The following is a 12,623-nucleotide window of genomic DNA, read 5'->3' as shown; positions in this document are numbered from 1 at the left end:
GCGAGGCTACCGTGCGGCGGCGCAAGGAGTGTGACGTACCGTCGGTCCCGATGCGCTGAAACGTCCGCCATTCACCCGGCAGGACGCTTGTACGGGTGTGAACCGTTGCAGGGTGCGTGGATCGGGAACTCCCGCGCGTTGTTATGGGGTGACACATCCGTACACAGACGGACGCACCGAGGGGATCACCGGCGTATGCGGAAGCCAAGCCACCGTTCACGGACCGTTCTGGCCGCCGTGGCGGTGACCGTCCTGGGCGTCGCCGGGTGTGACGCCGTCGGTGGCAACTCCGCCGGGCCGACGGGCACGAAGGCACACAGCGCGAAGCCCGCGCCGGCGTGGGACGTGAGCCCCCGTTCGATCGCGGCGGTAGGTGACTCCATCACGCGTGGCTTCGACGCCTGTACGGTCCTGTCGGACTGCCCCGAGGTGTCCTGGGCGACCGGCACAAGCGCCAAGGTCGACAGCCTCGCGGTACGGCTGCTGGGGAAGGCGCAGGCCGCCGAGCGCAGCTGGAACTACGCGGTGACCGGGGCGCGGATGGCGGACCTGCCGGGTCAGATGGCGCAGGCGGTGACGCGCAGGCCGCAGTTGGTGACGGTGATGGCGGGGGCGAACGACGCCTGCCGGGCCAGCACCGCCGCCATGACCTCGGTGGAGAGCTTCCGCGCCGACTTCCAGGATGCGCTGAGCACCCTGCGCAGGTCGCTGCCGAAGACGCAGGTGTACGTGGCGAGCGTGCCGAACCTGAAGCGGCTGTGGTCCGAGGGGCGCACCAATCCGCTGGGCAAGCAGGTGTGGAAGCTCGGCATCTGCCCGTCCATGCTGGGCGACGCGGACGCGCTTGACTCGGCGGCGACGCTGCGACGGGACACCGTGCAGAAGCGCGTGGAGGCGTACAACAAGGTGCTGGAGGAGGTCTGCGCGAAGGACCGGCGGTGCCGGTTCGACGGGGGCGCGGTGTACGACTACCGGTTCGGCACGGCCCAGCTGAGCCAGTGGGACTGGTTCCACCCCAGTGTGAACGGGCAGGCGCGGCTGGCGGAGATCGCCTACCGGAAGGTCACGGGGAAGAAGGCGTGAGGTGCTGTGATCCGGGGTCAGAGGGCCGTGTTTTAAAGTTCCGCACATGAACGAACTCTTCGGCACACTTCCCGACGGCACCCCGGTTCACCGCTGGACCCTGGACCGCGCCGGCGTGCGGGTGCGGATCCTGTCGTACGGCGGGATCGTGCAGTCCCTGGAGGTCCCGGACCGGGACGGGCGGGCCGGGAACGTGGTGCTGGGGTTCGCGGACCTGGACGGCTATCTCGCGCACCCGGAGCCGTACCTCGGCGCGCTGATCGGCCGGTACGCCAACCGGATCGCGGGCGGCCGCTTCCCGCTGGACGGGGTGACGTACGCGCTGGAGCAGAACACTCCGCCCAACTCCCTGCACGGCGGCGCGCACGGCTTCGACAAGCGGGTGTGGGAGGTGACGCGGGCCGGGGAGTACGGGGTGCGGCTGAGCCGGGTCAGTGCGCACGGCGAGGAGGGCTTCCCGGGGCGGCTGGAGGTCTCGGCGACGTTCACGCTCGACGAGTCCGGCGCCCTGCGCATCGCGTACGAGGCGGTGACGGACGCGCCGACCGTGGTGAACCTGACCAACCACAGCTACTTCAACCTCGGCGGCGCGGGCAGCGCGGGCGGCCACGAACTGCGGCTCGCCGCCTCCCGCTACACCCCGGTCGACGCCGATCTGATCCCGACCGGCGAGCTCGCCGATGTGACGGGCACGCGCTTCGACTTCCGTCAGGCGCGGAAGGTCGGCGCCGGATACGACCACAACTTCGTGCTCGACGGCGGAGTGACCGAGAGGGCCCGTGAGGTGGCCGAGCTGCACGATCCCGCTTCCGGCAGGGTGCTGACCGTGGCCACCACCGAGCCGGGCCTCCAGATCTACACCGCGGACCACCTGTCCGCCCCCTTCGCCCCCGGCGAGGGCATCGCACTGGAGACCCAGCACTTTCCCGACTCCCCGAACCACCCGGACTTCCCGAGCACGGTGCTGCGGCCGGGCGGGGTGTTCCGGTCGCAGACGGTGTACGGCTTCACCATCCGCTAGCGGCAGCGGAACGCACGAGCCCCGGCCCAGGGGTCAGGTCCCGGGCCGGGGCTGTTCGTGGGGAGACTTGTCCCGGATCAGACGTTAATCGTCGCGGCGAGGCGGCGGTCGCTGATCGAGCGGCTCACCTGGATCTCGTACGAACCCTTCACAAGTGACCATGAGTTCGTTTCCTCGTCCCAGACCTCGAAGGCGCGGCGGGGGATCTCGACGACCGCTTCCACCGTCTCGCCGGGGGCCGCCTCGACCCCCGCGAAGCCCACCAGCCACCGTGCCGGGCGGTCCGGGCCGGGCCCGGCCGGCGCCAGGTAGACCTGCACGACCTCCCGGCCCGCGCGCTCGCCGGAGTTGCGGACGCGGATCGTGGCGGTGGTGCCGTCGACCTCGACGGACTCGTAGGTCCAGTCGGTGTAGCCGAGACCGTGGCCGAAGGGGTACGAGGGGGTGCGGCCCTGCTTCTCCCAGGCCCGGTACCCGATGAAGACGTCCTCCGTGTACGCGAGTTCGCCGTCCACCGGCACCACCTGGGTGACCGGGGCCCCGGACAGGGAGCCCCAGGTGGTGGGCAGGCGGCCGCCCGGCTCGTGTGCGCCGGTCAGCACGTCGGCGAGGGCCGCGCCGCCCTCCTGGCCGGGGAACCAGCTGAGCAGCACCGCCGCCACCTCGTCCCGCCAGGGCAGCTCGACCGGGGAGCCGGAGTTGACGACCACCACGGTGTTCGGGTTGGCGGCCGCGACGGCGCGGACCAGGTCGTCCTGGCGGCCGGGGAGGTCGAGGTCCTTGCGGTCGAAGCCCTCCGACTCGACACGGTCGGTGGTGGCGACCACGACGACGGCGGTGTCGGCGGCGCGGGCGGCCTCGACGGCCTCGGCGATCAGCTCGTCGGCGTCGCGCTGCGGCGCCTGGTGGGCGAGCGCGAAGGCGACGACCTTGAAGGGAATCTCCTCGGGGAGTGCGTAGACGTAGGTGAGGGAGACCTCGACCGGTCGGCCCGCGGTCAGTTCGGCCTGGGCGCGGGGTACCGGGGCACCGAAGAAGGCCTCGAAGGGGTCGCTGTCGTCTGCGGGGCGCTGGACGTCGTCGTAGTACGTCGTGCCGTCGACGGTGAGGGTGAAGTGGCCGGTGCCCTTGGCGCCGAAGGTGTGCAGGCCGGTCTCGCGCGGGGTGAAGGTGCCGGTCAGCTCGACGGTGTGCAGGCGGTCGTGGGTGACGCCCTCGGGGAGGTCGGAACCCATCCACTGGATCTGGCCGCCCGGTGCGGAGCCCGTCCCGATGACGTTCCCGTCCGCGTCCCGGCACACCGCCCGCAGTTCGAAGCCCTTGTCGGCGACGGCGAGTTCGGTGGTGGGGTCGGCGCCGACGGCATAGCTGAGGGTGCCTTCGGGGAGGGCGGCGGTGAGGCCGTCGAGCGGGGAGACGATCCGGGCCGGGAAGACCGTGGCCGAGCCCCCGCCGAGGACGCGGGCGTCGCGGGCGGCGGCGCCGATCAGCGCCACCGTGCCGGGCTTGAGGGGCAGGGCGTTGCTGTCGTTCTTGACGAGGACGAAGGCGCGGCGGGCGATCTCGCGGGCCAGTGCGATGCCGTCGACGGGCTCGGGCAGGGCGGTGACGGCGGGCTCGGCGCTCTCCAGGGCGCCGACGCGGGCGGCGAGCCGCAGGACGTTGCGTACGGCCTCGTCGACGACGGCCTCCTCGACCTCGCCGTCCCGCACCGCCTGGGCGAGCGGGGCGCCGTACACGGTCTGCGGGCCGGGCATGGCGACGTCGAGGCCGCCCTCGATGGCGCCGACCGTCGACCGGGCGGCCATCCAGTCGGAGACGTTGTAGCCGTCGAAGCCCCATTCGCCGCGCAGGACCTCGTTCACCAGGTATCGGTGCTCGGTCATCGTCGTGCCGTTGACCGTGTTGTAGGCGGTCATGATGCCCCAGGGGTGGGCGTTCTCGACGATGAGCTCGAAGGGCGCCAGGTAGAGCTCGCGCAGGGCGCGCGGGGAGACAAGGTTGTTGACGGTGAAGCGGTCGGTCTCGGCGTCGTTGGCGACGAAGTGCTTGACGGTGGTGCCGACGCCGCCGGACTGGACGCCCCGCACATAACCCGTGCCGATCAGCCCGGTCAGATACGGGTCCTCGCTGTAGGCCTCGAAGTGCCGTCCGCCGAGCGGGGAGCGGTGGAGATTGACCGTGGGGGCGAGCAGGACGTGCACGCCCTTGCGGCGGGCCTCCTGCGCGAGCAGGGTGCCGGCGCGGCGGGCGAGTTCCGGGTCCCAGGTGGCGGCCAGGGCGGTCGGGGACGGCAGGGCGATGGAGGGGTCGTCGGCGGTCCAGCGCACGCCCCGGACGCCGATCGGGCCGTCGGACATGACGAGGGACTTCAGGCCGATCTCCGGCAGGGCGGGCAGGGACCACATGTCCTGGCCGGACAGCAGCCGGGCCTTGGCGTCCAGGTCCAGCTTGCCGAGCGCCGCGTCCACGGCGGCCTCGCGCGCCCGGTCGGCCGGAGAGGTTCCAGGGGTTCCCGCCATGGCGGTGCCTCCTCATCGAGTCATGTCGTCCTGCCCCATCGTGCACCCGCTCCCTGTAACTTGGTAGGTTTCGTTATCGTGCCGTAATATCGACTGGACGGGGATGTCGTACGGTGACGCCATGAACGCCAGGGTCAGAAGCGAGGAGCGGCGCGCGGAGATCGTGCGGGCGGCGCTGGAGGTGATCGCCGAGCGCGGGTACCGGGGGGCGTCCCTGGCCGCGGTGGCGGAGCGCGTCGGGCTGACCCAGCAGGGGCTGCTGCACTACTTCCCGACCAAGGACGCGCTGCTGGTCGCCGTCCTGAAGGACCGGGACCAGTGGGACGCCGTACCGGCCACGCAGTGGCGGGTGGATCTGCTGGCCTCGCTGGTCGAGTACAACGCGATGCGGCCCGGCATCATCCAGACCTTCTCGGCACTGCTGGGCGAGAGCGTGACGGAGGGGCATCCGGCGCGGGCGTACTTCACCGGACGGTATCGGCAGGTACGGGAGAGCATGGCGGCGGTGCTCCGGGCGGAGTACGGGGAGCGGCTGCCGAACGGGCTGACCCCGGAACGGACGGCTCCGCTGCTGGTGGCGGTGATGGACGGTCTGCAGTACCAGTGGCTGCTGGACCCCGAGTCGGTGGACATGCCGGGGGCGTTCCGGGACTTCCTGGCGCTGCTGGGCGAGGAGGTCTGACCTCCCCCGCTACTGACGCCAGATCACGGCGAGCGTCTTGCTCACCGCGCACACCGCGGCGAGGGCGACGGCCCAGCCCACCGCCCCGGCGGCGAACAGCGCGGCCACACCGGCCCCGAACCAGAGCAGTTCGAAGCCGACGCGGACCGCACCGCGCGTCTTGTACGAGGCCTTCTGGGAGCCGAACAGGGCCCACAGCACGATCAGTACGGCCGGGGCACCGAGGCCGAGGAGCCAGCCGAGCGGGGCGGCCACGTCCCGGGTGAAGCCCCAGTAGGAGACGGCAGCGAGGGCGCCGAGTTCGATGAGGAACAGGACGCCGAGGTTCACTGCCTTGACTGCCTTCATGGGTGGCAGTATCACCCGGAATCGATCACTCCGGAGCACTCGATGCACACCTGACACACCCGCACCATGGCGTAGACCACTTCCGTCGGGCGATACTGCGGCCGTCCGCACCACGCTCCCCCCACGACGGCGACGGAAGGACCTGAACTCCCTTGAACTCCATACGTGTTCGGATCGGTGTATTCGGACTGGCGCTGCTGGCCGGCTTCGCGACCCCCACCACGGCGACCGCCGCCGCGACCGTCCCCTCCCCCACCGCGGAGGAGCAGCGGCTCGACAAGGCCGTACCGCAGGAGATCCTCGAACGGTCCGGGTTCGACGACGTGGCCCCACGGCTCACGCGCGCGCTGGAGAAGGCCCGTTCGTATGCGCAGGCCCGCCGCGTCGTCGTACACGAGGGTTCGGTGCTGTGGCGGCGGGCGGTGGACCGGGCTCAGGGGCGTGGTCCGGCGGGTGGAGACCTGGCACGGGACGACGACCGGCCGCTGTACTGGGCGCGGCTCGGGATGACCCGTGAAGTGCGCACCTGGGAGCCCGAGTTCGGGCTGGGCGACCAGCAACGGGCCGCGTTGATCGATGTCTTGGAGCGCACCTCGCGCGGGCAGACGGACGTCCGCCACCCGCAGCACGGCAAGGACCTCAGGCGCGTGCTGGTCACCGGCTTCGACCCCTTCACGCTGGACCGGGACATCCGGATCTCCAATCCCTCCGGGGCCACCGCGCTCGCGCTCGACGGAACGGTGATCGACACGGCGAAGGGGCCCGCGCGGGTCGAGACGGTCGTCTTTCCGGTGCGCTGGCAGGACTTCGCGGACGGGACGGTGGAGCGGACGCTGCGGCCGTATCTGAAGCGGGTGGACCTGTTCACGACCGTGAGCCAGGGGCGGGTCGGGCGGTTCGACGTGGAGCGGACCAACGGGGCCTGGCGGGGCGGGTTCCCCGACAACGACAACGTCAGCCGGACGGAGACCGTCCCTGTCACCGATCCGGCCTCACAGCCGCAGTGGACGACGACCACCCTGCCGTACAAGGCGATCGTGGCCGCGGACACGGGACGCTTCCCGGTGTACGACCACACGGAGGTGACGGAGATCCCGGCGGGCGGCACGGATGCGGTGGTACGCCCGGACGGGCCGACGGACGGGTCCACCGCGCGGGCCGGAGGCGGCGGGAACTACCTGTCCAACGAGATCGCCTACCGGGCCACCCTGCTGCGGGACCGTCTCGGGCTGCACGACACCCTGCCCGGCGGCCATGTGCACACGCCCGTGCTGCAGTTCGGCACGGGCAACACCGATCCGGCGACCGGGTCGGTCACGGACCCGCAGTTCCTGCAGAACCGGCAGGACATCATCACTCAGGTACGGGCGATCCTGACCGTCGCGGTCAACGCCACGACCGCTGGGTGACGTCCTCCCCTTCGGCATCCTCGGCGGTGTCTTCGTCGCCGTCCTCGGTCTCCTCGCCCAGCAGCTCCCGCGCCAGCAGCGTCGCGCCCGCGACCGCGCCCGGCATCAGGAACACCGCGACGAACGGCACCAGGAAGGCCAGGCCCAGCGGGGTGCCGAAGCTCCAGACCAGGGTCTTGCGGGAGCGCAGGAGGGTGAGGCGGGCGCGCAGTTCCACGCCGCGGCGCTGGAGGGCGACGGCGGTCAGCTCCTCCGTGAGGAAGAACCCCGTGACGAAGAAGCCGATCACCGGGACGACGGTCTGGCCGACGAGCGGCAGAAAGCCGAGGGCGAAGAGCAGGACGCCCCAGAGCAGTGCGCGCACGAGGATACGGAGGCTGTCGCGGGCCGAGATCCACAGCTCGCGCCACAGGGGCAGTCCGGACTCGGGGGCGGTGCCGTCGGGCGACACGTCCGCGTCGACCTTCTCCGAGAGGTTCTCGTAGAAGGGCTGGCCGACGAGGAGGGTCACGGCCGTGAAGGTGAGGACGGCGAGGAGGAGGGCCAGGGCGAAGAGCACCGCCGTGAGGAAACCGCGGAAGAGGCCTTGCCAGGGGCTGGACCAGTCGTTGGCGAAGGGGGTCGCCCAGGTGACGGCGTCTTCGCCCCGGACGGCGAGGGCGATGAGCGCCGCTGCGTAGAGGACGAGGGTGATCAGGCCCGGCAGCAGGCCGAAGCCGTACTGCTTGCCATGCCTGGACACCCAGCGTTGGCCCTTCAGAAGGTAGGTGAAGCCCGCCCCGAGATCGCGCATGCGGGAACCCTATCGGGCCCCGGTTTCTCCGACGGCCCCCGTCGAACACCTGGCACTACACCGGGGTGACGGCCACCACGACTCCCTGATCCGCCGCCGGCGACACCGCCGCGCTCACCCGTATCGCCGCCGCCCGTGCCACCCGCCCCGCTCGGGCCGCCGCGGCCAGCAGCAAGGGCTGGAGCTGCTCCAGGCCGGACACCAGGAGCTCCTCGCTCGCGACCAGGAGCGGGCGGGCCGCCTTTGTCGTGGCCGCTGCTGCCTCCGCGAGGTCGGCCAGTGGCGGCAGGGTTGCTCGGACCACGCCCGCTCCGGCGGCTGCGGCGCGCTCTGCGAGGGCGACCTGGAGTGGCATCAGCGGGGCGAGGGCGGCGGTCAGCGCGTCGGCGACGCGGCGGAGTTCGGGGGACGAGTCGCGCAGGACGTCCGCTGCCGCTCGGAGCACCGGCGTCAACGCGAGCAGCGCACCCGCGGCCACGCCCGCCGCCGCGGGCAGCACGGGGGACGTCGCCTCGACCAGGTCGCCGAGGGCGTCCGCGAACTCCTCGACGGCCGGCTCGACCGCGTCCAGCACCGGCAGCAGGCTGTCGCCGATCGCCGCCAGAAGGGCCTGCGCCGGTTCGCTCACGGGGTGCACGGCGAGCGGCGCCCCGCTCGTGCCCAGCCGGGTCAGGGTGTCGACGATCCGGTAGAACGCCTCCTGCGCCTGCGGGGACGCGCTCGCCTCGGCCAGTTCCGCGGTGGTCTCGCGCAGCACGCGCAGCACCTCCGCGCCCGAGCCGTCCCGCGGGTCGAAGGTGTTGATCGCGATCCGGGTGATGTTCCCGGCCGTGTCCAGGAGCTGGCCGGTGATGTCGGTGGTGTTGCGTGCCATGCGCAGCACGTCGTCCCTGCTGGGAAGCGAACGGATCGTTGCCATGGGCTCTCCTCGGATGGAGCCTCGGTGCCGACGGTCGCCCCTCAGCATGCCCCCATCCGACGGACTGCGTCGCCCCCTCCGGCCCACCCGCGCCACGTCATACGGGGCATCCGTGACATGAACCGCCTCTTGTTGGGGTTGAGTCGAACAGGTACATCTCGCCGTATCGATCTCAGCAAGCCCCCTCGCCCAGCGCCCGAGCTTGAGGAGAACGGATGACGCAGCAGATCCACGGCACCGTCGCGGACGGCTTCGAGGCGGTGCGTGAGGAGTTCGCCGCGTTCGTGGCGGGGGAACTGCCCGACTACGAGGGCCAGTTGTGCGCCTTTGTGCACGGCCGGAAGGTCGTCGACCTGTGGGCCGGGGACGACAACGACGCCGAGTCCCTCTACGGCGTGTTCTCCTCGACCAAGGGTGCCGCCCATCTGGTCGTCGCGCTCCTCGTGCAGGACGGCACGCTGGAGCTGGACCGCAAAGTGGCGTACTACTGGCCGGAGTTCGGCGCCGAGGGCAAGGCGGTGCTGACGCTGCGCGACCTGGTCACGCATCGCGCCGGGCTGATCGGGCTCGACACCGGGTTCAGCAAGGACGAGCTGACCGACGACCGCGCGATCGCGGAACGGCTTGCGGACCAGCGGCCGTTCTGGCGCCCGGGCACGGCGTTCGGCTACCACGCGCTCGTCATCGGCGCGCTCACCGGCGAGGTGGTGCGGCGGGCCACAGGCCACACCCTCCAGGAGATCTACGAGGAGCGGGTGCGGGCGCCCTACGGGCTGGACTTCCACCTGGGGCTGCCCGAGGCACTGGAGCCCCGCTTCCGGTCCGCGCAGCCCATGACCCCGACGGCGAAGCAGCAGGCCGTGCTGGACGCGGCGCCGAGAGGGCCGCACACGCTCTCCTCCATCGCCTTCAACACCCATGTGCCCGAGCCCGGGGACCTGGTCGACCACGCCAACTCCCGTACGGTGCGGGCCAAGGGCCCGGCGTCGGCGGGCGGAGTGGCCGCGGCGCGCGGGCTCGCCGGGATGTACGCGGCGGCGATCAGCGAGGTGGCGGGGCGGCCGCCACTGCTGAAGCCGGACACCGTCGCCGAGGTCGGGCAGGTCCACTCGGTCGGGTACGACCTGGTGACCCGCGCCCACCGGGCCTTCGGCCTCGGCTTCCAGGCGACGGGCGAGGCCTGGTACCTGTTCCTGGGCGCCGGGGCCTTCGGGCACTCCGGGGCGGGCGGCTCCCAGGCCTTCGCGGACCCGCGCAGCGGGCTGGCGTACGGCTACACCCGGCGGCGCATCGCCTTCCCGGGCGGGGCGGCACCGGAGAACGAGCGGCTGGTGAAGGCGGTGCACACAGCCGCCCTGGCAAGCTGACAGCGCTGCACCAAGGGCCACAGGCCCTCCGACGCCCACTGCACCACCGGACACCGGCCGTGAAGAGAGCCGTAGGGGGCGCGCCGGTGTCGAGAGACCGAACGCGCGGAGGCGCGAAGCGCTGAGCACGATCGGTCTCTCGACACCGGCACAAAGCGCCCCCGGAGGCGAACGAAGCAAAAGGATGGAGACCGCACCCCACGTCCAAGGGTGCGGCCTCCGTCGTAGCAACGAGTTCGTCAGACCAGCGTCACGGTGATGTTGCCGCGGGTTGCCTTGGAGTACGGGCAGACCAGGTGGGCCTTCTCCAGGAGGGCACCGGCGGTTTCCGCGTCGACGTTCGGGATGTGGGCCGAGATCTCTACGATGATCCCGAAGCCGTCGTCGTTCTTGCCGATGCCGACCTTCGCGGTGACCGTCGAGCCGGAGATGTCGGCCTTCTCCTGGCGCGCCACGACGCCCAGCGCGCCCTGGAAGCAGGCGCTGTACCCGGCCGCGAACAGCTGCTCAGGGTTGGTGCCGGCGCCGCTGCCGCCCAGCTCCTTGGGCGGGTTCACGACGACGTCGAGCTTGCCGTCGTGGGTGGCGACCCGGCCGTCGCGACCGTTCTCGGCGGTGGCGACGGCCGTGTAGAGGACGTCGGTCTGCTGGATGGACATGCGGTTGTCTTCCTCCTCGGTCCGCCGCGACTCGCGCCCACGATCGACGACGGTTTCGGAAAGAAGTTACCGCATACCGGAAACAGCGAGAAGGGTCCGGGGCAGACCTACAGCTTGACGATCATCTTGCCGGTGTTGTCGCCGCGCAGGACCCCGAGGAAGGCCTCCAGGTTGTTCTCGATGCCCTCGACGACCGTCTCGCGGTACTTCAGCTGCCCCGAGGCGACCCAGGGGCCGACCTCCCGGACGAACTCGGGCTGCAGGTCGTAGTGGTCGCCGACCAGGACGCCCTCGACGCGGAGCCGGTTCTGCAGGATCTTGACCATGTTGCGCGGGCCGGGCGTCGGCTCGGTCGAGTTGTACTGCGAGATCATGCCGCAGATCACGGCCCGGCCCTTGAGGTTGAGCGCGCCGATCGCGGCCTCGAGGTGCTCGCCGCCGACGTTGTCGAAGTAGACGTCGATGCCGTCCGGGGCGGCCGCCTTGAGCTGCTCCCAGACCGGGCCGTTCTTGTAGTTGAAGGCCGCGTCGAAGCCGTACTCCTCGACCAGGAGCTTGACCTTCTCGTCGGAGCCGGCCGAGCCGATGACCCGGGAGGCGCCCTTCAGCTTCGCGATCTGGCCCACCTGGCTGCCGACGGCACCCGCGGCGCCGGACACGAAGACCGCGTCGCCCTCCTTGAAGGCACCGACCCGCAGCAGGCCGGCGTACGCCGTCAGACCCGTCATGCCGAGCACACCGAGATACGTGCTCAGTGGCGCGGCCTCCGGGTCGACCTTGACGGCGGTCTTCGCGTCCACGACCGCGTACTCGCGCCAGCCGAGGAAGTGCAGCACATGGTCGCCGACGGCGATGCCCTCGGCGTTGGACTCGAGGACCTCGCCGACCGCGCCGCCCTGCATGACCTTGCCCAGCTCGAAGGGCGCGACGTACGACTTGGCGTCGCTCATGCGGCCGCGCATGTACGGGTCGACGGAGAGGTACTTGTTGCGGACCAGCACCTGCCCCTCACCCGGCGCCGCGACCTCCGTCTCGACCAGGGCGAAGTCCTCGGGCTTCGGCCAGCCGACGGGACGGCTGAGCAGGTGCCATTCGCGGTTGATCATGACGAGTGCCTTTCAAGCGTGCGGGAAGAACTTCAGAAGCTGCGGGTACCAAATACTTCAGTACCTGAAACAACCATGCTCCTGAATATTTCAGGTTGTCAAGTAACGGGGTACGCTGAACCCATGGCCACTCCACCGAACACCCGTCGTCCCGATGAACTGACCCTGGAGGTCGTCGAGCTCATCGGCGACATCGTGGCCCGCTATCACGAGGACTACGAGAACGCCGCCGCCGAGCACTCGCTGACCGGCGCCCAGGCCCGCCTGCTGAGTCTGCTCTCCCTGGAACCGCTGCCCATGCGCAAGCTGGCCCAGAAACTGAAGTGCGAGCCGTCCAACGTGACCGGCATCGTCGACCGCCTGGAGTCCCGTGGCCTGGTGGAACGCCGCCCCGACCCGGCCGACCGGCGCGTGAAGCTGGCCGCGGCGACGCAGGAGGGCCGTCAGGTGGCCAAGAACCTGCGCGAGTCCCTGCGCTTCGCGCGCGAACCGCTGGCCGGGCTCGGCAGGGAGGAACGGCTGGCGCTGAGGGGCCTGCTGCAGCGGATGCTGCAGCAGCCCGAGAGCTGAGACCCGGCAGGGCCCGACACGCGAGAGGTGGGGGGGGGGGGGGGGGGGGGGGGGGGGGGGGGGGGGGGGGGGGGGGGGGGGGGGGGGGGGGGGGGGCGGGGGCGGCGGGGGGGGGGGCGGGGGGCGGGGGCCGCCCGCGCGGCG

The 12,623-nt window shown here is 71.4% G+C and carries 12 protein-coding genes; 6 read left to right on the top strand and 6 right to left on the bottom strand.

Annotated elements, in window-relative coordinates:
• Positions 1-195: 195 nt before the first annotated feature.
• A complete protein-coding gene (locus tag ACIBW9_RS03610; RefSeq protein WP_398950812.1) occupies positions 196-1,083 on the top strand; it encodes an SGNH/GDSL hydrolase family protein in 888 nt (295 codons plus the stop codon).
• Between the two features lie 46 nt (positions 1,084-1,129).
• The gene (locus tag ACIBW9_RS03605; RefSeq protein WP_398950810.1) at positions 1,130-2,104 is read left to right on the top strand and encodes an aldose epimerase family protein; all 975 of its coding nucleotides are present in this window, start codon (positions 1,130-1,132) and stop codon (positions 2,102-2,104) included.
• Positions 2,105-2,181: 77 nt separating this feature from the next.
• Here the strand turns inward: ACIBW9_RS03605 and ACIBW9_RS03600 are convergent, their stop codons facing one another.
• Entirely contained in the window at positions 2,182-4,626 is a 2,445-nt protein-coding gene (locus ACIBW9_RS03600) for a beta-glucosidase H (protein ID WP_398950808.1), read from the bottom strand.
• Positions 4,627-4,729: 103 nt separating this feature from the next.
• On the opposite strand from ACIBW9_RS03600, the gene ACIBW9_RS03595 reads away from it, so the two are divergent.
• Positions 4,730-5,308: a TetR/AcrR family transcriptional regulator gene (locus tag ACIBW9_RS03595; protein ID WP_398950805.1), complete on the top strand. Its 579-nt coding sequence runs from the start codon at positions 4,730-4,732 to the stop codon at positions 5,306-5,308.
• A gap of 9 nt (positions 5,309-5,317) precedes the next feature.
• Here the strand turns inward: ACIBW9_RS03595 and ACIBW9_RS03590 are convergent, their stop codons facing one another.
• Positions 5,318-5,656 (bottom strand): YrdB family protein, encoded by a 339-nt coding sequence (locus ACIBW9_RS03590; RefSeq protein WP_398950802.1) that lies wholly within the window; start codon positions 5,654-5,656, stop codon positions 5,318-5,320.
• Positions 5,657-5,808: 152 nt separating this feature from the next.
• Here ACIBW9_RS03590 and ACIBW9_RS03585 point away from each other — a divergent pair, with 152 nt between their 5' ends.
• The gene (locus ACIBW9_RS03585) at positions 5,809-7,065 is read left to right on the top strand and encodes a pyroglutamyl peptidase (RefSeq protein ID WP_398950800.1); all 1,257 of its coding nucleotides are present in this window, start codon (positions 5,809-5,811) and stop codon (positions 7,063-7,065) included.
• On the opposite strand, the gene ACIBW9_RS03580 is transcribed toward ACIBW9_RS03585, so the two are convergent.
• Both ACIBW9_RS03580 and ACIBW9_RS03575 read right to left on the bottom strand, forming a co-directional pair.
• Positions 7,043-7,858, bottom strand: a complete 816-nt coding sequence (locus ACIBW9_RS03580; protein WP_398950798.1) for an EI24 domain-containing protein — start codon at positions 7,856-7,858, stop codon at positions 7,043-7,045. The genes ACIBW9_RS03585 and ACIBW9_RS03580 overlap by 23 nt on opposite strands.
• A gap of 55 nt (positions 7,859-7,913) precedes the next feature.
• Positions 7,914-8,777: a hypothetical protein gene (locus ACIBW9_RS03575; protein WP_398950796.1), complete on the bottom strand. Its 864-nt coding sequence runs from the start codon at positions 8,775-8,777 to the stop codon at positions 7,914-7,916.
• Positions 8,778-8,992: 215 nt separating this feature from the next.
• Here ACIBW9_RS03575 and ACIBW9_RS03570 point away from each other — a divergent pair, with 215 nt between their 5' ends.
• Positions 8,993-10,144: a serine hydrolase domain-containing protein gene (locus ACIBW9_RS03570; RefSeq protein ID WP_398950793.1), complete on the top strand. Its 1,152-nt coding sequence runs from the start codon at positions 8,993-8,995 to the stop codon at positions 10,142-10,144.
• A 239-nt stretch (positions 10,145-10,383) separates the two neighbouring features.
• On the opposite strand, the gene ACIBW9_RS03565 is transcribed toward ACIBW9_RS03570, so the two are convergent.
• Complete coding sequence (locus ACIBW9_RS03565; RefSeq protein ID WP_398950791.1) at positions 10,384-10,803, bottom strand: organic hydroperoxide resistance protein; 420 nt, start codon at positions 10,801-10,803, stop codon at positions 10,384-10,386.
• Between the two features lie 107 nt (positions 10,804-10,910).
• Complete coding sequence (locus ACIBW9_RS03560) at positions 10,911-11,909, bottom strand: NADP-dependent oxidoreductase (protein ID WP_398950789.1); 999 nt, start codon at positions 11,907-11,909, stop codon at positions 10,911-10,913.
• Positions 11,910-12,032: 123 nt separating this feature from the next.
• Here ACIBW9_RS03560 and ACIBW9_RS03555 point away from each other — a divergent pair, with 123 nt between their 5' ends.
• Entirely contained in the window at positions 12,033-12,479 is a 447-nt protein-coding gene (locus tag ACIBW9_RS03555; protein ID WP_398950787.1) for a MarR family winged helix-turn-helix transcriptional regulator, read from the top strand.
• The last annotated feature ends 144 nt before the right edge of the window (positions 12,480-12,623 follow it).

The organism is Streptomyces sp. NPDC049541, from assembly GCF_044465725.1.
In the GTDB taxonomy this organism is placed as follows: Bacteria; Actinomycetota; Actinomycetes; order Streptomycetales; family Streptomycetaceae; genus Streptomyces.
This window is presented reverse-complemented; position numbering and strand designations above follow the sequence as displayed.

Coding starts and splice junctions, on each gene's coding strand:
- ACIBW9_RS03600 (WP_398950808.1), bottom strand. CDS start 4,626: ATGGCGGGAACCCCTGGAACCTCTCCGGCCGACCGGGCGCGCGAGGCC.
- ACIBW9_RS03580 (WP_398950798.1), bottom strand. CDS start 7,858: ATGCGCGATCTCGGGGCGGGCTTCACCTACCTTCTGAAGGGCCAACGC.
- ACIBW9_RS03575 (WP_398950796.1), bottom strand. CDS start 8,777: ATGGCAACGATCCGTTCGCTTCCCAGCAGGGACGACGTGCTGCGCATG.
- ACIBW9_RS03590 (WP_398950802.1), bottom strand. CDS start 5,656: ATGAAGGCAGTCAAGGCAGTGAACCTCGGCGTCCTGTTCCTCATCGAA.
- ACIBW9_RS03595 (WP_398950805.1), top strand. CDS start 4,730: ATGTCGTACGGTGACGCCATGAACGCCAGGGTCAGAAGCGAGGAGCGG.
- ACIBW9_RS03565 (WP_398950791.1), bottom strand. CDS start 10,803: ATGTCCATCCAGCAGACCGACGTCCTCTACACGGCCGTCGCCACCGCC.
- ACIBW9_RS03605 (WP_398950810.1), top strand. CDS start 1,130: ATGAACGAACTCTTCGGCACACTTCCCGACGGCACCCCGGTTCACCGC.
- ACIBW9_RS03555 (WP_398950787.1), top strand. CDS start 12,033: ATGGCCACTCCACCGAACACCCGTCGTCCCGATGAACTGACCCTGGAG.
- ACIBW9_RS03560 (WP_398950789.1), bottom strand. CDS start 11,909: ATGATCAACCGCGAATGGCACCTGCTCAGCCGTCCCGTCGGCTGGCCG.
- ACIBW9_RS03610 (WP_398950812.1), top strand. CDS start 196: ATGCGGAAGCCAAGCCACCGTTCACGGACCGTTCTGGCCGCCGTGGCG.
- ACIBW9_RS03570 (WP_398950793.1), top strand. CDS start 8,993: ATGACGCAGCAGATCCACGGCACCGTCGCGGACGGCTTCGAGGCGGTG.